Genomic DNA, 19,733 nt, shown 5'->3' on the forward strand with positions numbered 1-19,733 from the left:
GGCTCACCATCCTCATGACTCGTTGTCCCGGTGCTTGTTGAGGTGGTCGACCAGCATGCGCGCAGGCAGCGGCAGCGTCTCAAAGTTGCGGGCAATGATCACCAGCGGCCGCTGCGACCACGGTTCATCAAGCTCAACGACGCGAAATGGCACCGACTGCATATAAGGCGTCACGCTTCCCTTGGGGAGCACGCCAATGCCGAGACCCGCGCTGACCATGTTGCGCACGCCCTCGAAGCTGGTCACCTCGATACGCACGCGAAGCCGCATACCGGCACGCTCAGCGGCGGCGCGACACAACTTCGAAATGGACGTGCCATACGGCATGCTGACGAAGTCGTCCTCGAGAACTTCCGCGAAGGTCACGCTTGCGCGCTCGGCGAGCCGATGATCCGACGGCACAATCACGACCAGCTTATCGACGCTGTATGGACGCCACTGCAGATCGCCGAGGGTGTCCCGGGTAGCCGCGCAGATGCCGAGATCGGCGACACCGCTTGCGATTGCCTGCACGACTTCATCGCTCGACTTCTCGGCCATATCGATCCGCACCTTCGGGTTGGTGCGCAGGAAGGTGCGCAGCACACCCGGCAGATACTGGACCATGGCCGTAAAGTTCACATAAATCCGGGTATGGCCCCTCAACCCCGCCGAATACTCAGACAATTCGTCCGAAATTTGCTGCAGGTGCTCACTCAGCCGCTTCGCGTGGTGATAGAGCGCTTCGCCGGCCGGCGTGGGTTGCACGCCGCGACTGTGCCGATATAGCAGCGGCGTGCCGGCGTCCTCTTCGAGATCCGATACGCGCTTACTGACGGCCGACGCCACGATATGCGTGCGGGCCGCCGCCGCGGCAATGCTGCCCTCCTCGATGACGGCCACAAAAATGCGCAGGGACTCCATGTCGAGGCGCAACGGCCGATCTGCTGAAACACGCATCCTTACTCCTTCGGGTTGGCTATCCGGGCGCCTCGCACCCATCGCGGTTGGCGATGCCTCTATTGAACATTGAGAAGTTTTCAATCCGCCTCGTGACCGGCATCCTATGTTCCATAGGGCTCAATCCTCGCAGGACGATCGGTCGAGGCGTGAGACCGGGCACTGTGCCTCGCGATTCTATGTCGCGGCGGCGCGGTTGTCCTGGACGCCGGCCCATCAGCCTTTTCAGAAGCACAAGCCGGCGGACGGCCGGCACGCAGGAAAAATCGGTTGAAAACATGAAGGAGACGAAAAGATGGAACACAAACACCTTGCCCTGAGCGCGCGAACGCGCTGGTACGAGGGGCTCACGGCCATGCACTGGCGTGTCCTGAAGGCCAGCTTTCTCGGCTGGATTTTCGACGGTTATGAGGCACTGGCGCTCGTCGTCGTGCTTGGGCCGATGCTGCATTCGGTGCTCTCGCCGGCACAAGCCGCGTCGCCCACGACATACGCGGGTCTGGTCATCGGCATTACGTTGCTTGGCTGGGGGGCGGGCGGTCTGATCGGCGGGATTCTCGCCGACTATGTCGGACGCAAGCGGATGATGCTCTGGTCCGTGTTCCTCTATGCGGTGTTTTCGGGGTTGACCGCGTTCTCGCAAACCTTCTGGGTATTGTGCGGGCTGCGTTTTCTGACGGGCCTCGCCATGGGCAGCGAATGGAGCACGGGCGTCGCGCTGCTGTCGGAAACCTGGCCTGAGCGGGCGCGTGCAAAAGGAGCGGGTTTCCTGCAATCGGGTTTCGGTTGGGGCACGTTGATCGCGGCGGTGGTGTGGTACGCGCTTTCGTCGGCGCATCCCCTCGGCGCCGAAACGTGGCGGTTGATGTTCGTGCTTGGTGCAGTCCCGGCGCTTTTTGTGCTGTACATCCGCCGCGGGGTGAACGAGTCGGAGAAATGGCAACGCGCGGTGCGCGAAAAACGCTGGAGCGCGACGAGTACGCAGCCGGTTGCGGGAGACGCGCCTGCCTCCGACAAGCGTCCTTTCACGCTCACGCAACTGTTCAGCGAACCTGAAGCGCTACGCCGCACGCTGCTTCTGCTCGTGCTGTCGATCGTTACGACCGTTGGCTGGTGGGCCATTTCCAGTTGGCTGCCGACCTTTACCGTAGCGCTCGCTAAAGCCGAAGGCATCCCCGATGCCTTGTCGTGGGGCTCGAAGGTATCGATCGTGTACACCATCGGCGCGATTGTGGCCTACATGGTCGCGGGCTTCGTGGTGGATGCAATTGGCCGGCGAGCGTTCCTGTCACTCACTTTCGTCGGCGCACTGCTCACAACGATCATCACGTACAAGCTGACGACAAGCGTCGAAGCGATGATGGTCGTGGCGCCGATCAATGGCTTCTTCACGCTGGGCTGTGCCTATGTCTGGATGGCGATCTATCCATGCGAACTCTTTGGTTCCAGCGTGCGTTCCACCGCGATTAGCTTCGTGTTCAATGCAGCGCGTCTGATCGCGTGGGTATTCCCGATCATTGCGGGCAGCATGATCAAATCATTCGGTGGTGTGTCTCAAGCTGCGTTGGCACTCGGTTCTGTGTATCTGCTCGGTATCGTGGTTCCGTGGTTTTTGCCGGAGACACGCGGCACGGGTATGCCGGACTGAGTCAGTTGAGAACTTTGGATGCCTAATTCTATTTCGGAGAGAAAAATGCCTCAAAATTTTCGTATTGGACAGATCGTTCCAAGCTCGAACACGACGATGGAAACTGAAATTCCTGCCATGCTGCGTGCCCGTGAAGCGATCCGCCCGGAAAGGTTCACATTCCATTCGAGCCGGATGAGAATGCACAAGGTCACGAAGGAAGAACTGGTCGCAATGAACAAGGAAGGCCTGCGCTGTGCGGCGGAACTCGCCGACGCGCGTGTCGATGTCATGAGCACAGCGTGCCTGGTCGCGATCATGGCGATGGGGCCCGGATATCATCGGCAAACCGAACGCGAACTTCTGGAAGTTGCGCGCGCCAATCATTGCCTTGCGCCCGTCATGACCTCCGCGGGCGCGTTGGTAGAAGGTCTGAAGATCATGGGCGCTCGGCGGATTTCGCTGATGGCGCCGTACATGCGGCCTTTGACTGATCTTGTCGTCGCTTATATCGAGAACGAAGGCATCGAGGTCATCGATTCCCTCTGCTTTGAGATTCCCGACAACCTTGAAGTTGGTCTGCGTGACCCGATGCAACTTGTGAACGACGTGCGCGACCTGAACACGGAAGGCGCGGACGTTGTGGTGGCGTCCGCTTGCGTCCAGATGCCTTCGTTGCCGGCGATTCAGCGCATTGAAGACATGCTGGGAATCCGCACCGTTTCGACTGCGGTATGCACTGTTCGGCGCATGCTGGATCATCTTAAGCTCGAGCCGATCGTGCCTGGTGCGGGGGCGTTGCTGTCCGGCGTGTGATCGCCTACGGCTGACACTCAGCCGATTTTTTCGAATGCGGCGTTGTACATCATCCAGGTCTCGTCGAGCCGAACATTCGGGCAACCGGAAGCTGGAATACGCCGCGCTGCATCTCGGCGAATAAGAAATAGGAAAAACGTCGAACAGATCGCCTTAAACATTGGCCAGTTTGACCCCACGCGTCAGCTCGTCCGAAGCTGCCACGATATCGCCCATAATATCGATCTCGCGCTTTACCGCGCGGATGACGTCGGTCACCGCGTCGCCGCTTTTTCAGTGAACGGCGAATCGCGCGGTATGAGCCAACCGGCATTCCTTTCATCGGGATTATTGCTGGGTTGGAGTAACGTATTGGGGACTCAATTTTTCGTCAGGCCAAAATGAGCTTTGAGGCGCTTATGTCTACGGACGCAGACACAATCACGGACGAACTCGTCGCCGGAATCGCGGATCGCATGGTCGAAGAGGGCCGGAAGGTGTCCCCGGTGACCATTTGGCCGGAGATTCCCGGCGGTTCGATCGTTGCCATTGCGGCAGCTTTGCAGCGCTGGCGCGAAGCGCGACAGCCTTTCACCCCGCATGTGCAGGTCCAGGCCGGGTTGCCGGAGCACATTGCCGAAACCATGACGAGTGCCGCTGAGCGGCTCTGGATGGCCGCCCAAGGCGAAGCTGACCGGGCGGTCAGTCAGCACCTGAGTGCCGTGCACCAGCACCTCGACGCTGCCCGCACGGAACGGGACGAGGCGCTTGCCGAGTATCAGAGGACGGTGGCGGAAGTCGAAGCCGGGCGTGAGCGGCATAGTGCGCTGACGAGCGCGCTGAGCATCGCCGAAGATACGTCCACGCGTCTTGCGGCGGAACTCGCAGCCGCGACGGGGCGCGCTGAGGCCGCCGAGGCTCGGGCTGAAGAGCTGGCGCAACGTGTGTCGGCGGAAGAGGCCGCGCTGGAACACACGAAGGCGGAACTCGACCAGGAACGTCACGCGCGTGGGGAGTTGGCCGCTGCTGCTGCCAGCCACAACGATCAGATCGCACAGATGAAGCAGGAGGTCGACGAGGCGCGGGAGGAGGTGACCGCGATGGGCTACGACTGTCAGGCGAAGTCGGCCGAAGCGGATCGAGCGTTGGAGGAGGCCAGCGATGCTTCGGCGCGCGCAGAAGCGGCCACGGCGCAGATGAACGAGGGTCTCGCCCGGGTCGCTGGACTGGAGGCTGAGCGGGATGAGGCGCGCTTTGCGCTCGAAGCAGAGCGCCAGACAAGCGCGGCGCGGAGCGAGGAAGCGTTGATTCAGTTCGACGAATTGCAGCGCGTTGGACGGGAGCTGGAGGCGGCGCGGGAGCAGGTCAGCGCGATGAGTGCGGCGCAGGCGGCTGTGAGCGCTGAGCTGGCTCAGGTTTCGCACGATGCGTCTGTCACGCGGGATGAACTGGCTCGGGTCTCGCAGGACGCGTCTGCCGCGAAGGAGCGGGCAGAGTTCGCGGAGCAGCATGCAGCGACATTGCAGCAGCACCTCGCGGAAGTCGAGCAGGCGAAGTCGTCCGAAGCTGAGCGTTGGGCGCGGGAATCTAACGTGCATTCGTCGCGTGCAGAAGCTGCTACGGCGCAGGCGAATGAGAGCCTCGCGCGGGTTGCCGCGCTGGAGGCTGAACGGGATGAGGCGCATGCCGCGCTTGCTGCGGAGCGTCAGGCGAGCGCAGCGCGGAGCGAGGAAGCGTCGGGGCAGTTCAACGAACTGCAGCGCGTCACTCAGGAACTCGAGGCGGCGCGACAGCAGGTCAGCGCGATGGCTGAGGCGAACGCGGCCGCAACCGCTGAATTGCTCCAGGTTTCGCACGACGCGTCTGCCGTGAAGGAGCGGGCAGAGTTCGCGGAGCAGCATGCGGTGACGTTGCAGCAGCGTCTTGCAGAAGTCGAACAGGCGAAGTCCGCTGAAGCGGAACGATGGTCGCAGGAATCCAGTGCGGCTTCATCACGCGCAGAAGCTGCTACGGCACAGGTGAGCGAGAGCCTCACGCGGATTGCTGCGATCGAGGCTGAACTCAATGAGGCGCACACTGCGCTTGCTGCTGAGCGCCAGACAAGCGCAGCCCGTGGCGAGGAAGCATCGGGCCAGCTCAACGAACTACAACGCGTCACCCGAGAACTTGAAGACGCTCGGATCGCACTCGAAGCAGAGCGGCAGACAAACGCAGAGCGGAGCGGGGCAGCTTCGATTCAGCACGACGAACTGCAAAGCGTCACCCGAGAACTCGAGGCGGCGCGGGAGCAGGTCAGCGCCATGACTGAGGCGAAAGCGGCCGCGATCGCTGAACTGGCTCAGGTTTCGCAGGATGCGTCGTCCGCGAAGGAGCGGGCAGAGGCCGCCGAACAGCATGCGGCGACATTGGCGCAGCGCCTTGGGGATGCCGAGAAGGCTCGCGCGGAAGAAGCGCGACGTAGCCATCAACTTGCCCTTCAAGCGGGCGACTCTGCGAAGGCGGAAGAAGTTGCCGAGTTGCAGCGGCAGATATCGGCTCAGGCCAGAGCGCATGAGAAGGCCTTTAACGAGCTTCGCACGATTGCTGAACAATGGGTGGAGCATGCCAAGGACCTGAAGGAACGTCTCGCTTCTGCAAACGAGAAGCTTCTGTTCGTCGACTCACGCAGCACAGGAGAAGTGGCGCTCATCCGCAAGCTCTCGTCTGAACTTGAGCGGCTTAAGCCTGATAGTGAGTTGGTCTCCCGGGACACGCAGCAAAAGCTGATTGGGGCGACGATGGCTGAGCGGCTTTCGCAGAAGGGCTATCGGTATGACCCGACGACGGCGGTTATGTCGAAGGTAGAGCGCTGATTTACGCGCGTTTCACGTCAAGAGGCAACGGCGTCACTACGCTGAGCGGAGGCGGTGCATTGGGCGTCTCCGCTCAAGCATCGACTTTCTTTCACGTTCTTTGCGGCCCCGCAATCGGCGATACCCGCGTGCTATGGTCTGTCCGGAATTGAGAAACGGACATTCAAGACTCACGGACGCGGGGAATGGAACGGTTCTTTATGCGGCGCGGCAGCGCCGTGATTATGTTGCTATATCACCGCCGTGGCTGGCAGGGAAAGATTGCGACCGCCGTGGACGACAACGTCGAAAGGGAAATGCTCGAAATCGAATCGATAGACCGGCTGGTACTCGACGTCCGCGCCGGCCGGATTCGTACATTCGAACTGACCGATCCAAAAGCCGTTGAAGTGAACGTCATTGACTAACGGCTGGTTGAAGGCACTTATCACGCTGGGTTCCGCATTGCATCGGCGCAATGCGGAGCTCGGTTAGAAACGATACCCGATAGAAACATAAGAAATGATCGGGTTCAGCTTGAGCTTTGTGCTACTGGTCACCGTTCCTACCTGGGACTTGGTAGTCAGCGTGGCACGCGTCGACAACTGCATATACGACAGCGAGACATCGACCGACCAGTGCTTGTCAATGTTATAGGCAAAGCCGGCATTGATGACCGGTGCAAACGAGCTGCTCAACTTCGCAGTTGTCGTCCCCTCCAGCGCGGTGCCATAGGTTTGCGAATACAAGAAACTGCCGCTCGATAATGCTGAGCTCAATTTAATGCCGCTATACCAGACGTACGATGCGCCCGCGCCAACGTAAGGACGGAAGTTACTCTTTGCATCGTTGAAGTAGTACTTCAGGAGCAGCGTCGGGCTCCATTCGTAAGCGGAGCCGATTTGACCAAGCGCGGAGAGCGACCCGGTGCCGGTTAGATGGAACTTCGGCGGTATGCCGAGCACGGCGGTCGTGGCAAGGTGATCGGTGATGAAATAGGTGGCCGTCAGACCGAAGGTGTCCGAATCATCCACTGTCGCGCCCGTGCCGGTCTCCGTTACGCTCGTGCCAAGCGCGTTTACCGTCAGCGGTTTGCTCGAGTCCTGCGGCGCGAGATGAAACCAGCCGAAGCCTGCAACGATATCGCCGGCGCTCTGCGCGTGGACGGCCGTACTCACTAACAATGCGGCAGCCACGCCGAATGCCTTTATCTGCTTCATCTTATCTCCTCTGTCTTTACTGTTTTTGCTGCCTTTGCTGAATAGGCAGTGCTGATTCTATGCGTACGTCCGTGCTATTTGCGATCTGTTCTGTCGAATGTGACCTCTGAAATTTGGTAAGGATTTAGCACCCAGCCGATTCAGATATCGAATACGTGTGACTACTTTTAGCGGGCGTAAGAATGCCAAAAGCCCGCTGGTTAGAGCGGGCCTCCGGTTGCCTTTTTGGAAGAAATGCACTGTGCCTCAGCGCATTGAAATCAACGCGCTAAGGTGGGTTTATTTAACCGTAGAAGAAACGCTATACGCAAGGAAGATGGCGAAGATATCGATGTCGATTTGCTTCCCTTGCCTTACTGGTTTGATGCGACACGGGAGCCACGATGGCTGACGCCAGCCTCGCTTACCTGTTGAAAAACTGTCGAATGATCACCACACGATTCGCGTTTTTGGAAGCGCCGCTTTGAGATCGTCGACGTTCCTGGCCTGGGTGCCATACAGAACGAGCTCTCGCAGGCCAGTGAGCCCTTTCAGCGCGTCGACGTCTTCGACAGGGGTGTTCGCAAGATAGAGTTCCTGCAAACCGGTCAAACCTCGCAGTGGATCGATGTTTCGAACCCTGGTGCGAAAGAGATTGAGCATTCGCAGGCTTTTCAGGTCTGTCAGCGCCTCGATGTTCTCGACCCGGGTGTCGGCGAGATTGAGCCTTTGCAGGCCGGTGAGCCCCTTCAATGCATCGATGTTCGTCACTTGCGTGCGAGCGAGCACCAGCGTGTTCAGCTGAAGCATGCCTTGCGCCGCGTCGATATCATCGACCTTCGCGCCGTCCAGCACGAGCGTCCTGAGCGAGGACATTCCTTTTAGTGCGTCGATGTCTCGCAGCGGCGTGTTCGCTAGATAGAGCGCTTGGAGACCGGAGAGCTTTTTCAACTCACTGATGCTGTCGACCTGGGTTTCGTTGAGGTCGAGTGTCTGCAAGGAGGCGAGCTGGCTGAGCGCGTCGACGTTCCGGACGTTCCTCGCACCGCCGAGTTTGAGCGTTTCCAGATGAGGCAAATCTTCGAGCGGATTGAGATCGCGAACCTGTGTATCCCGCAGGTCGAGTTCTCGCAGATCGCGCAGGTTCTTGAGCGCGTCGAGATTCGAGACGCGGGTATCCCAGAGGTTCAGCGATTGCAGACCGGTCAGCCCTTTTAGCGCGGCGATGTTTTCGACTTCGGTGCGATGGAGCACGAGCCTTTTCAGCGAATGCACGTCCTTCAGGGCGTCGATGTTCCAGACGGGCGTGTCTGTCAGGTCAAGCGATTCCAGATCGTCCAGTTCCTTCAGCGAATCGAGGTTATCGATCTGGGTGCCTGCCAGATTCAGTTCAATCTTGCGGTCGGAATTCTTTAGATGTGGCAAAGCGGCCGCGAGCTGAGATGCCGTCATTGTCGGTTTCGCCCGCAACGCCAGGCATTCCGAGTCGGGTGTGGCTGTCGACGCGTTGCTGTCGTTGCAGGTGCCTTTGAGGAATCCCAGTTCGCTCAGCGCCCGTTCGTCCGGGCTCTTGTGGAACGGGTTGAAGATCAGCAGCAAAATGCCGAGCAACAGCACAATTGCGCCGCCGATGGCCCATGGCTTGATGATTCGCGGCAAGGACGTGTTCGGACCTTCAGCGCTTGAGTTCGTGGTTGACGGCGGGATTTCGGGCACGGCGGGCTCTCGTAGTACAGGCTTCCTCCTTTATACACGAAGAGCGGGGCGCATTCCGCCCAGGCCACGTCGCGCTTCGCGCTACGCTTGACGGCCGGCGACATGTTCTGCCAGCCTTGTGCGTCATTAGCCTTTCGGCAGCCGAAACGCTACCGGGCCATGGCTGGTGCGGTGTCCTCGGCCACCGACGCAACATCAGGCGCTGCCTCGGGCGCTACATGGGCCAGCTTCATCATGCGTGGCTGGAGCAGCAGCGCGACGAGCCCGCTCCAGCCGGTCTGATGTGAAGCGCCGACCCCGCGTCCATTGTCGCCGTGAAAGTACTCATGGAAGAGTACGAGATCCTGCGAGCGCGGGTCGGCTTGCAGCATCGGATAAGCGGCCATCACGGGCCGTACGCCTTGTGCATCTTTGAGAAAGAGCGTGGTGAGCCGCCGTGCGAGGTCGTCGGCAATCCCGCTCAGCGAAGCACGGTTGCCCGATCCCGTCGGATATTCGATGCGAAACTCATCACCGTAGTAGCGATAGAACTCATACAGCGATTCGATCAGCAGGTAGTTGACGGGTATCCAGATCGGCCCGCGCCAGTTCGAATTGCCGCCAAAAACACGCGAGTCCGATTCGGCTGGCTGGTATTGAACGCGGAGGTTCACGCCGTCATGGTCGAAGACGTACGGTGCATCCCGATGCACACGGGAAAGCGCCCGCACGCCGTGCTCGGAGAGAAATTCGTTTTCATCGAGCGCGCGGCGCAACAGCGCTGTCATCCGCTGTCCGCGCAACAACGACAGCAGCGTGGTGTTACCCGTGCCGGGTTCGGTCCAGCGCGACACCAGCTTTGCCAGATTGGGCCGATGATCGAGAAACCACGCCAGCCGTTCGCGCAATCCCGGCAGATGACCGTACACCCGATCCTCGAGCACGTGAACGGCGAACAGCGGAATCAGTCCGACGATTGAACGAATGCGCATTGGCACACGGGTACCGTCCGGAAGGTGCAGTACGTCGTAGAAGAATTCGTCTTGTCCGTCCCATAGCCCTGTTCTGCAGCCTTCGCTGCAACTGACCGCTTCCGCGATATACAGAAAGTGCTCGAAAAACTTCACTGCGATTTCGACATACGCGTTGTTCGTTATCGCCAGTTCGAGGCCGATCTGCATCAGGTCAAGCGCGTACGAGGCCATCCATGCAGTGCCATCGGCCTGATCGATGCGACCGCCGGTCGGCAGCGGCGAAGACCGGTCGAAGATGCCGACATTGTCGAGCCCAAGAAAGCCGCCCTGAAAGATGTTGCGGTCATCGGCGTCCTTCCTGTTTACCCACCACGAGAAATTGAGCAGCAGCTTGTGGAACATGACTTCGAGAAACTGATGATCGCCTATGCCCGTCACCTCGCGGTCGAGTTCATACACACGCCATGTTGCCCACGCATGAACGGGCGGATTCGCATCGCCGAACGCCCACTCGTAGGCGGGCAATTGCCCGTTCGGATGCATATAGCGCTCCTTCACGAGCAGCAGCAATTGCTTCTTCGCGAAGTCGGGATCGATCATGGCGAACGCGACCGCATGAAACGCGAGGTCCCACGATGCGTACCATGGATACTCCCACTTGTCGGGCATCGACACGACGTCGCCATTGCACATGTGCCGCCAGTCCGCGTTGCGGCCGCGCTTCCTTGCTCTCGGTGGTGTCGGTTGGCCGGGGTCGCCGTCGTGCCAGCGCGTCACGTCGAACTGGTAGTACTGCTTCGACCACAGCATGCCGGCGAGCGCCTGACGCTGCACGAGCCGTGCATCGGTGTCAGGGATGTCGTGCTGAAGCGTCGCATAGAATTCGTCGGTCTCTGCTTGTCGGCGCGTGAAGAGTTCTTCCATGTCGAGCGCCACGGCATCCGAAACTGCAGCCGGGGACGATTCTGGACGCCAGCGCAGATACAGCACCGAGCGCTCATGAGGCGCGAACTCTAGATACACATGCGCGGCGGCGCGGGTGCCCTCGTCGCGCCGAATTGCCTGCTCGTCGCCGTCAACGAGGTAGTCATTGAAGCCGTCTTTGAACGGTCCCGTTCCTTCGAAGCCGAAAATGCGGCGCACATTCGTTTCGTTTTCACAGAAGAGCCATTCGACCGGCTGTTGCGCCGACGCCGTCACGATCATCGTGCCGAGCGCGGGATTGTGCGCGACGACGCGCACGCCTTCCTCAGTATCCGGCTCGAGCGTGAGCGACGGCTTGCCGGGCTTGCCCGACCACGCCCATCGGTTGCGCGCCCAGAATTGCGGCAACAGATGAAGCGCCGCGCGCTGATCAGCGCGGTTTTCGACGCTAACGCGCATCACGATATCGTCCGGCGTGTGCTTCGCATACTCGACGCAGACGTCGAAGTAGCGGTTATCGTCGAACACGCCCGTATCGAGAATTTCATATTCGGGCTGATCGGCGCCGCGCCGCAGATTTTCATCGATCAGTTCCTGGTACGGGTACGCGTCGTGAGGATACTTGTACAGCATCTTCATGTACGAATGGGTCGGCGTGCCGTCGAGATAGAAGTAAAGCTCCTTCACGTCCTCGCCGTGATTGCCTTGCTCGTTCGTCAACCCGAAGAGCCGTTCCTTGATGATCGGATCGTGCCCGTTCCAGAGCGCGAGCGATACGCACCAGTCGAGCGGGTCGTTGCCGAATCCGGCAATGCCGTCCTCACCCCAGCGGTACATGCGGCTGCGCGCATGGTCGTGCGGAAAGTAGTCCCATGCGGTGCCGTATTCGCTGTAGTCTTCGCGAACGGTGCCCCATTGCCGGTCGCTTAGATAAGGCCCCCAGCGGCGCCAGCGGTCGAGTTCCGGACCATGGAGACGAGCACCTTCCTTCGACTGGAGCAGATTGATTGCGCGTAGCGGTGGCATGAAGCCTCCCAACCTGAAATCGACCATCCAACGCGCTCAGTGCGTGAATGTCGTTCCCTTTTCATCACGAGCGCCGTGTGTGCGATGCACATCAGGCGCTTAACATCCTCTCTGCGGTGCATTAATGATAGGCGTCATCGCGCTGCAGCAGGCGACCCGTGGAGTAGTCTTGTGTTGCATACTTAAGTGAACCACATCACCGGATACATCGACATGGTTGCGGACCTTGCACACTCGTGGTTGACCTGCAGCGCACCCGTGGCCGCTGCACAGGCCGCCGGCCGCCCGCTTGTGGCGCTGGAATCGACCATCATCGCTCACGGCATGCCCTATCCAGAGAACGTCCGCACTGCGCGTGAAGTGGAGGCCTTGATCCGTGACCTGGGCGCCGAACCCGCGACTATTGCACTGATCGGCGGGCGAATCCGCATCGGCCTTTCGGACGACGAACTGGAACTGCTCGGCCGCTCGGACCAGGTACACAAGGTCAGCCGCCGCGACTTGCCGGCAGTGCTGGCCGACGGCGGGCTTGGCGCCACGACAGTGGCTGGCACGATGATATGTGCCGCTCTCGCCGGCATCGAGGTCTTCGTTACCGGAGGCATTGGCGGTGTGCACCGGGGCGCGCCCGAAACCTTCGACATTTCGGCCGACCTGCAGGAATTGGCAAAGACCTCGGTGGCGGTGGTCTGTGCCGGTGCGAAATCCATCCTGGACATCGGGCTCACGCTGGAATACCTGGAAACACACGGCGTGCCGGTGCTCAGTTGCGAGCAAGACAATTTCGCTGCGTTTTACACGCGCGACAGCGGTTTTCGCGCGGACTTCAGGCTGGACGACGCGGCACAGCAGGCACGCTTCATCCGCACCAAGTGGGACTTGGGTCTCGTGGGCGGCGTGGTGTTGAGCACGCCGGTGCCGGAAGCGGCAGCGATGAGCGCCGAAGAGATCGACGCGCTGACTCAGCACGCGCTCGCCGAGGCCACTTTGAAGGGAATCACCGGCAAGGCCGTGACCCCCTTCCTGCTAGCTCGCATCAAGGCACTGACGAGTGGACGCAGCCTGGCGACAAACATCGCGCTCGTGAAACACAATGCCGAGGTGGGGGCAAGGCTGGCGTTGGCGTTGGCACCTGCAGCGAACGACGATAGCCGACATCTCTGACCGTCCCGTTAGTTAGCTGATTAACGGATTTTCCAATGTCGTCCGTTTCATTGGGCATCGTCATTTCCATCATGTTGCCGGCCTCCTCTCGACCGGACCGCGATCCCGCCCAGGGTGACCGGACCGGGGGTGGAGTCCTCGATGATCTGAGACGGCGCCACATTGCCCCTTGCCCCCGGCGCGAACGCGAGAATGCGCAGGTTCGGCTCGGCATCAAAGAGCCGCCCGTCCGAGGAGATGGCGATCTTGTTTCCCGGCAAGCCGGAGCCAGTGATTCCCGTGGCTGGACCGCTGATTGTCCGTAGCGGCGGCACGTCGCCGTTCGCCTTGGCGGCGAAAACGCTCACCTGGATCTGCATCACGTCCGCGGTTTGGTTGTAGACGAATAACTCGTCTGTACGCGGATCGACAGCGATCGTCATGTTGTTCCGTGCAAAAAGTCCGGCCCCCGGCAGCAGGCCGGTTTTGCTACCCGTGAGGCTGCGCAGGAGCGGCGGCGAGGTCATGCTCCGACGCGTGCCAAACGTGTCGATGATCGCCGCCCCCCGTACGTCATAACCCGCAATCAGCAGATTGTCGTCGCTGTCAATCGCAATGCTCACGTACTGGACGATATTCGGATCGGTGATGTGAATCGGATTGGTTACAGGCCCAGAGCTGTTTGCGGGAGCGATCAGCACCCCCGCCTCCGCGGGGCGAACGGTCAGGACGAAGTCGTTGAGGTGGGAATCCACCGCGATGCTGAGCAGGTCATTTGTCATCGTCAACATGAACGACCGGCTGGGTGCCTCATTGCCTTCGGCCTTCCGCGGAAAGATGTCGACGGTGCTGTTGGTAAGAAACTGCGCGACGTGAAAGGAGTCCTTCTTGTCGATCACTGTCGCTCCAGCGGTCATGAGAGTGGTGAGCGACCCTTGCAGCACCTGGCAGGGCTCGGTGGCTCCGTTGGCGCGCAAGGAGTAACCGCGAATCTGATCACCGAGAATGAGGAAGACGGCGTCGGTGGGGCAGGCGGCGTGCGCCAGTTGGACCCCGAACAGCATACTGACGACGGCGACACATAGCGCGGGTTTCATGACACGCCTCCTTGGTCATATAGTGCGAATGCGCCATTCAAGCATAGACCCCGGCCGGAGGCCGAACGGAGTTCCGCCAGTTGGAACCTGTGTTTTGGCGGGCGATGCGAGCGCGCACCCATCAATATCGAACGGTAGTCCTGTGTGCTAACGTGTTACGGCCCCATGTCGCATGCTGCTTGCGGGCTGAGCCGGGACGTGTGGGGCATCGCTCGCATGAGGGGTGAAGCGAACCATGGCCATTATTCGGTGCGATTCCAGGTTCAGGCTCTTCCTGCTCACCGGGCTTGTGGCGTTGGCCTACTACGCAGGCGCAAAAGTAGGACTTGCTTATGCGATAGTGGGCGGCGCAGTGTCTCTGGTGTGGCCCTCCAGTGGCATCGCCCTTGTTGCACTGCTCGCTCTAGGCTTCGAAGTTGCCCCCGGAATCGTCATTGGCTCTTTCCTCGCCAACGTGTCGGTGGGCGTGCCCTTGCCAGTGGCCGCTGTGATTAGTGTTGGCGCGATAGTTGCAGCCTTGACGGCGGCAATACTGTTGAACCGCGTAGCCCGATTCCAGATCACCCTCGACCGCATCAAGGACGTGTTAGCCCTCATTGCTCTCGCTGCGGTGCTCAGCACGGCAGTGAGTGCGCTGATTGGTGTGACCGCCGTATTCGGAGGGGGCTTGATGCCGGTCGCCGAGTACGGCGCAGCCTTTCTGAAATGGTGGCTCGGTGACATGATGGGTGTGCTCGTGGTGGCTCCGCCCCTGCTCAGCCTGCTCGTGTATCCGAATCCCATCCGCTCGGTGGAGCAGGCCGTGGAGGCGTGCGGACTGACCATTGCGACCGTCTGGGTGAGCTACCTCATCTTCGGCGCTCCGCAACTTGCCGGACACGGTTACTATCCTGCAGCCTTGGCGATCTTTCCGTTCATCATCTGGGCGGCTCTGCGCTTCGATCACCTGGGCACCAGTCTCGCGACCTTGATGGTCTCAGTCGTGGCCATCTGGGGTACCACCCACGGCACGGGTCCATTCGCCGCCAAATCTCCGGTAGATAGCCTCGTGCGGTGGTGCACCTTCGCGAACGTCGTGGCGGTAACCGGACTGCTGCTGGTGGCGGCACGTGCTCAGGAGCAGCGCGTCCATCGCCTGCTGCAGGCCTCCTACATCGAATTGGAACGGCGCGTAGAGGAGCGAACCGAAGATCTGGAGAAGACAAACAGCGAACTCAAGGAGGAGATCGCGCAACGCCGTCTGTTGGAAGAGGAACTGATCCAGATCGGCGATCAGCAGCAAAGACTCTTCGGCCGGGAACTGCATGATGGACTTGGGCAACACCTGACCAGCCTGGGTCTGTACTGCGCCGCCTTGAATCAGAAACTGCAGACGCAGGGCCACCCAGCCGCCGCCGACGCCGCTACGATCGTCGGATTGGTGAAGCAGTCGTCCTTGATGACCCGCAGGATTGCCCATGGCCTGGACCCGGTCGCCATTGAATATGGTGGCCTTGCAGCCGCACTACATGCGCTGGCGGAAACGGCTCGTACGCTTGATGGCATAGACTGCATGCTCCGGATCCAGCCAGATGTAGACTTACTGGATCAGCCTACTCAGATCAACCTGTATCGTGCGGCACAGGAAGCAGTCAACAACGCGCTGAAATATAGCGAAGGCCGCCACATCTGGATCGACCTGGACCGCGTAGGCGGTTTCCAGACGCTCTCAATCAGTGACGACGGGGTGGGCGTCGGCCCGGAACAAATGGAGCGTGCCTCAGGACTGGGACTCCAAAACCTGCGTCACCGGGCGAGTCTTCTGGGCGGCGCTTGCACCGTGACCCGCAATGCTTTGGGTGGCACTACGGTCGCCATCAGCTATCCGATACCGGAGCGCCCAGACCATGCACGGGAAGCCGTCTAGCCCAGGCCGCGCGACTCAAATCCTGATCGTGGATGACCACCCCATCATCCGGGAGGGGATGACACACTTGCTGAATCTGCAAGAGGATCTGCACGTCTGCTGCGCGGCCGGCAGCGCCGAAGAAGCCCTGGCGGAAATGGCCTGCCTGCCCGACATGGCCATTGTGGACATCAGTCTGCAATCGGACTCTGGCTTGGATCTTGTCAAGACCCTCCGCCACCGCTACCCAAAATTGGCAATCCTTGTCCTCAGCATGCACGACGAAGGCCTGTTTGCCGAACGCGCACTACGGGCCGGGGCAAACGGATATCTGATGAAACTCGAGGCCACAGAGCATGTCGTGAGCGCCATCCGCGAAGTGCTGGCAGGCAATATTTATTTGAGTGCCGCCATGCATGAAAACCTGGCGCGAGCCCTTGCGGGTCCCAGAAAAACGCCGGCAGGGCCAATTGCGAGCCTTTCGGTACGGGAATTCGAGGTCCTGCATCTGATCGGACTCGGCTTCGGTACCCGCGAAATCGCCACGAAACTGAATCGGAGCGTCAAGACCATCGAGGCACACCGGGCCAACATCAAAGAAAAGTTGAATATCCGGAGCGGCAACGAGCTGATGCGCTTTGCAATTCAGTGGATCGAGAGCCAATAGAGCGACGCCCAGTCACGGAATAAGGCAATCCCCTAGCTTCGTTTAGGAAAAGTGCCTTATTCATGCGCATGGGGTCAGCGCATACAGTGCAGTGGTACCTGCCGGCATGCCGCAACCCGTGGACGGGGTGGGCAGTTCAAACCCAGCAACTCCACGAGGATCGCCGCCAAGTGGCAGGTGATGAAAATAGATCCAGGCTGGGTGCCCGGTCCTATCCTGGAGCGGTCGCGATACAAATAAGGAAGATGACGCGGGAATAAAGGAAATTCTTCCCGGGTATTGCAAGAGCGTGCCGAGTCCTTGCGAGAACCTTTGATGCTTTTCGAAGCGGCACGAAATCCCGGCGCAAACCGCGTGATTCGATTGGCGTCGGGCATGTCATGCACCATGCTGGAGAATATGATGAAAGCTCTGACTTTGATCCCTATTGCCGCATTGACGTTGTGCACCACGCTCGCCTATGCGGCTGACAACACCGACACATCCAGGACGGCCACCGACAGCAACGCAGCTATGACGACGGACGCTGTCGGCGGTATGTCCATGGGCAGTAGCGATAGCGGTGCCCTCCATGGCAAGACTCGCGCGGAGGTCAAACAGGAATTGCAGCGCGCCCAGCAGGACGGCACGATGGATCGCTTGAACGCGCTCTACGGCGGGCAGTGAGCAGATGCACGGGATGCGCGACGCTTTTTGCTCACCGCAATGATGACTGTTGCGAACGGGTGAACAAGTTCTGGCATGACGGCTTTAACCCACTTTGTCGTGCTCTGCTGGTGGCTCAACGTGTGCGCGTCCGAATCGAAGGTGACCCGATGATCAAGACGTTCACGGTCCTTCTGGCCTACCAGTGCCTTGGCGAATTAATAGCCTACGCCGGGAACCTGCCGATTCCCGGCGCGGTTATAGGGATGATCCTGTTGTTAGCCTCACTGAGTCTCCGCCCCGGACTTGCATCCGCCATTGAGAGCGACGCTCTTGCCCTGCTTAGGTTTCTGCCTCTTTTGTTCGTTCCAGCAGGAGTCGGCATCATGGCCTTTGCCGGCCGCGTGGCTCATGACCTGCTCCCGATAGCCGTGTCCGTTGTTGTGTGTACGGCGCTGACAATCGTCGTTACCGCGCTTGTTGGCCAAGGCTTGTGCGCTTTATGGCCCGCGCGCGCTGCATCGCTCGCAGCCCCGACAACACCGTTTGCATCGCCGCTCCATGCCGACGGAAACACCGCGCCCGCGGCTGCCAACATTGAGAAGGTTGATACACCGTGAACGTTCATCAGAACATCGCGTCCGCGTGGGCATTTCTCGGAACAACACCGCTTCTTTGGCTGACCCTCACGTTCCTCGCCTACGCAATCGCGCAGGTCGTTCACGGTTCGCTAGGAAAAAGTGCACTCGCGAATCCCGTGTTAATTGCAGTGGCGCTTTTGATATTTGCCTTGCGTGAATCGAACACGTCGTATGTCACTTACATGCAAAGCGCCCAGCCCATTCATTTTTTGCTTGGACCTGCTATCGTCGCGCTCGCTATACCGATGCACCGACAATTGCCTAAATTGCGCCGGCTAGCCCCGCAGTTGGCTGGCGCACTTGTGGCGGGCTGTGCGACGGGCATCTCATCAGCCATTTTGATCCCAAGGCTCCTGGGGGCCACGGGTCAAATACTTGCCACGATTGCTCCGAAGAGCGTGACGGCAGGAATTGCTATCCGTATCTCCGAGAAAATCGGCGGGTTGCCGTCGCTGACGGCCGTCATTGTGATCATGACCGGCATCACTGGCGCGGTGATTGGCAGTGGACTTTTGAAGTTGATTCACGTGTCGAGGCATGACCTGGGTGGCTTCGCACTGGGTGTGGCGTCCCATGGAATCGGCACTGCTCGTGCGTTGCAGATGAGTGAAGAAGCCGGTGCATTTGCAGGCCTCGGGATGGGCCTGAACGGCATTCTGACGTCCTTTGTACTGCCGATTATTTATCCAATCCTGAGCGTTTTTTCCTGACGCGACAGATCCACTTACTTCTATTTCGACGACGCAGGCGTGTTGCGCTCGACGCAAAAGAGCCCGGACCCGCTTCACGATCACGCCGACGATCATCCGTCGAATTGAGTGGCATGGGCGCGAGGCGCGTTGCCATGCGATCGCGAAGCGGTGGCGGGGGAAAAGCGTTCAATCGCTAATGGTTATCCTGCGGATGATTGCGGTCTTCATTGCCGCCGCGCGCCTCGCCGCCGTGTTCACCGGACTGACCACCCGGGTGCACGGCAGGCTGTCCCTGATGACCGCCCGTCATTTGCCCGGGCGGCTGCGCAGGCCCGCGCGGATATCCCGGCTGCGGCTGCATCGGCCCATGAGCGTACCCCTGCTGGGGCTGAGGCTGAGGCTGCGGGCCGCCGTGCATGACCGGCCTCGGGTTCATAGCCGGACCGCCCGCCGCCGGCTGGCCACCATGCGGCGGCGGACCGCCTCGCATCGGCGGCGGACGATTCGCCCACCGGTCCCGGTCGTGATACCAAGGCTGGCCGCGATAGTAGTGATCCCAGTAAGTTCCGAATGAGAACGCCACGACCGGCAGTCCGATCTGCAAGCCGTAAGTCATGATCGGCACCTCGGTACCCTGGTACGGATAGTCGAGATATTCGCCGTAGACCCAGCCGCGCAGTCCGGGCGCTTCGACGTCGCACCAGCTGTAATCGGAAACGCAGCCGTACACCGTAAGCTGCACGCTCGGCGGCACTTGTGCGACCACCGGATAATCCCCGGACGGACCGGCATAAACGTCCACGGGCTGATTCGTATACGCCGGCGATTGAGCGAACGCAGCGCCGGACAGCGCCATCAGGCAGACGCCTCCCGCGATGGCTCGAATGACGATTTTCTTTTGCACGATTCCTCCCTCGGAAAGAGCGGCCCATGCATGAACTGCGGTATTCGTC

General features: G+C 60.2%; 15 protein-coding genes and 1 pseudogene. 10 read left to right on the forward strand and 6 right to left on the reverse strand.

What is annotated here, in order from left to right:
* Positions 1-12: 12 nt before the first annotated feature.
* Positions 13-939, reverse strand: coding sequence for a LysR family transcriptional regulator (locus BM438_RS29520; protein ID WP_244179482.1), 927 nt, complete (start codon positions 937-939; stop codon positions 13-15).
* A 295-nt stretch (positions 940-1,234) separates the two neighbouring features.
* Between BM438_RS29520 and BM438_RS29525 the strand changes: the two genes are divergently transcribed.
* The 4 genes from BM438_RS29525 to BM438_RS29540 all read left to right on the forward strand — a co-directional run bounded on the left by BM438_RS29525 (position 1,235) and on the right by BM438_RS29540 (position 6,620).
* Positions 1,235-2,587: an MFS transporter gene (locus BM438_RS29525; RefSeq protein ID WP_093641797.1), complete on the forward strand. Its 1,353-nt coding sequence runs from the start codon at positions 1,235-1,237 to the stop codon at positions 2,585-2,587.
* 45 nt (positions 2,588-2,632) lie between these two features.
* The gene (locus tag BM438_RS29530) at positions 2,633-3,382 is read left to right on the forward strand and encodes a maleate cis-trans isomerase family protein (RefSeq protein ID WP_093641802.1); all 750 of its coding nucleotides are present in this window, start codon (positions 2,633-2,635) and stop codon (positions 3,380-3,382) included.
* A 398-nt stretch (positions 3,383-3,780) separates the two neighbouring features.
* Complete coding sequence (locus BM438_RS29535) at positions 3,781-6,213, forward strand: DNA-binding protein (RefSeq protein WP_093641806.1); 2,433 nt, start codon at positions 3,781-3,783, stop codon at positions 6,211-6,213.
* 185 nt (positions 6,214-6,398) lie between these two features.
* A complete protein-coding gene (locus BM438_RS29540) occupies positions 6,399-6,620 on the forward strand; it encodes a hypothetical protein (RefSeq protein ID WP_234486938.1) in 222 nt (73 codons plus the stop codon).
* Between the two features lie 63 nt (positions 6,621-6,683).
* Here the strand turns inward: BM438_RS29540 and BM438_RS29545 are convergent, their stop codons facing one another.
* The 3 genes from BM438_RS29545 to BM438_RS29555 form a co-directional block, all read right to left on the reverse strand.
* Entirely contained in the window at positions 6,684-7,412 is a 729-nt protein-coding gene (locus tag BM438_RS29545; RefSeq protein WP_093641810.1) for an OmpW/AlkL family protein, read from the reverse strand.
* Between the two features lie 429 nt (positions 7,413-7,841).
* Positions 7,842-9,107, reverse strand: coding sequence for a leucine-rich repeat domain-containing protein (locus BM438_RS29550; protein ID WP_093641815.1), 1,266 nt, complete (start codon positions 9,105-9,107; stop codon positions 7,842-7,844).
* Between the two features lie 149 nt (positions 9,108-9,256).
* On the reverse strand, positions 9,257-12,010 hold the full coding sequence (locus tag BM438_RS29555) for an MGH1-like glycoside hydrolase domain-containing protein (RefSeq protein WP_093642110.1): 2,754 nt from the start codon (positions 12,008-12,010) through the stop codon (positions 9,257-9,259).
* Positions 12,011-12,223: 213 nt separating this feature from the next.
* On the opposite strand from BM438_RS29555, the gene BM438_RS29560 reads away from it, so the two are divergent.
* Positions 12,224-13,174: a pseudouridine-5'-phosphate glycosidase gene (locus BM438_RS29560; protein WP_093641818.1), complete on the forward strand. Its 951-nt coding sequence runs from the start codon at positions 12,224-12,226 to the stop codon at positions 13,172-13,174.
* Between the two features lie 47 nt (positions 13,175-13,221).
* On the opposite strand, the gene BM438_RS29565 is transcribed toward BM438_RS29560, so the two are convergent.
* Positions 13,222-14,250: an NHL repeat-containing protein gene (locus BM438_RS29565; RefSeq protein ID WP_093641821.1), complete on the reverse strand. Its 1,029-nt coding sequence runs from the start codon at positions 14,248-14,250 to the stop codon at positions 13,222-13,224.
* Positions 14,251-14,485: 235 nt separating this feature from the next.
* Between BM438_RS29565 and BM438_RS29570 the strand changes: the two genes are divergently transcribed.
* The 5 genes and pseudogenes from BM438_RS29570 to BM438_RS29590 all read left to right on the forward strand — a co-directional run bounded on the left by BM438_RS29570 (position 14,486) and on the right by BM438_RS29590 (position 18,798).
* The gene (locus tag BM438_RS29570) at positions 14,486-16,156 is read left to right on the forward strand and encodes an MASE1 domain-containing protein (RefSeq protein ID WP_093641824.1); all 1,671 of its coding nucleotides are present in this window, start codon (positions 14,486-14,488) and stop codon (positions 16,154-16,156) included.
* On the forward strand, positions 16,137-16,802 hold the full coding sequence (locus BM438_RS29575) for a response regulator (RefSeq protein ID WP_093641829.1): 666 nt from the start codon (positions 16,137-16,139) through the stop codon (positions 16,800-16,802). The genes BM438_RS29570 and BM438_RS29575 overlap by 20 nt, the downstream gene beginning before the upstream one ends.
* 315 nt (positions 16,803-17,117) lie before the next feature.
* Positions 17,118-17,468 (forward strand): DUF4148 domain-containing protein, encoded by a 351-nt coding sequence (locus BM438_RS29580; protein ID WP_143131771.1) that lies wholly within the window; start codon positions 17,118-17,120, stop codon positions 17,466-17,468.
* Positions 17,469-17,617: 149 nt separating this feature from the next.
* Positions 17,618-17,941: pseudogene (locus BM438_RS29585) on the forward strand (CidA/LrgA family protein); the annotation flags it as partial.
* 122 nt (positions 17,942-18,063) lie between these two features.
* Positions 18,064-18,798 (forward strand): LrgB family protein, encoded by a 735-nt coding sequence (locus BM438_RS29590; protein ID WP_093641843.1) that lies wholly within the window; start codon positions 18,064-18,066, stop codon positions 18,796-18,798.
* Positions 18,799-18,973: 175 nt separating this feature from the next.
* On the opposite strand, the gene BM438_RS46735 is transcribed toward BM438_RS29590, so the two are convergent.
* Positions 18,974-19,684, reverse strand: a complete 711-nt coding sequence (locus BM438_RS46735) for an SH3 domain-containing protein (protein WP_279630565.1) — start codon at positions 19,682-19,684, stop codon at positions 18,974-18,976.
* Between the last annotated feature and the right edge of the window lie 49 nt (positions 19,685-19,733).

Source organism: Paraburkholderia aspalathi (assembly GCF_900116445.1).
Taxonomy (GTDB): domain Bacteria; phylum Pseudomonadota; class Gammaproteobacteria; order Burkholderiales; family Burkholderiaceae; genus Paraburkholderia; species Paraburkholderia aspalathi.

Coding starts and splice junctions, on each gene's coding strand:
- BM438_RS29520 (WP_244179482.1), bottom strand. CDS start 939: ATGCGTGTTTCAGCAGATCGGCCGTTGCGCCTCGACATGGAGTCCCTG.
- BM438_RS29525 (WP_093641797.1), top strand. CDS start 1,235: ATGGAACACAAACACCTTGCCCTGAGCGCGCGAACGCGCTGGTACGAG.
- BM438_RS29530 (WP_093641802.1), top strand. CDS start 2,633: ATGCCTCAAAATTTTCGTATTGGACAGATCGTTCCAAGCTCGAACACG.
- BM438_RS29535 (WP_093641806.1), top strand. CDS start 3,781: ATGTCTACGGACGCAGACACAATCACGGACGAACTCGTCGCCGGAATC.
- BM438_RS29540 (WP_234486938.1), top strand. CDS start 6,399: ATGGAACGGTTCTTTATGCGGCGCGGCAGCGCCGTGATTATGTTGCTA.
- BM438_RS29545 (WP_093641810.1), bottom strand. CDS start 7,412: ATGAAGCAGATAAAGGCATTCGGCGTGGCTGCCGCATTGTTAGTGAGT.
- BM438_RS29555 (WP_093642110.1), bottom strand. CDS start 12,010: ATGCCACCGCTACGCGCAATCAATCTGCTCCAGTCGAAGGAAGGTGCT.
- BM438_RS29560 (WP_093641818.1), top strand. CDS start 12,224: ATGGTTGCGGACCTTGCACACTCGTGGTTGACCTGCAGCGCACCCGTG.
- BM438_RS29565 (WP_093641821.1), bottom strand. CDS start 14,250: ATGAAACCCGCGCTATGTGTCGCCGTCGTCAGTATGCTGTTCGGGGTC.
- BM438_RS29570 (WP_093641824.1), top strand. CDS start 14,486: ATGGCCATTATTCGGTGCGATTCCAGGTTCAGGCTCTTCCTGCTCACC.
- BM438_RS29575 (WP_093641829.1), top strand. CDS start 16,137: ATGCACGGGAAGCCGTCTAGCCCAGGCCGCGCGACTCAAATCCTGATC.
- BM438_RS29580 (WP_143131771.1), top strand. CDS start 17,118: ATGCTTTTCGAAGCGGCACGAAATCCCGGCGCAAACCGCGTGATTCGA.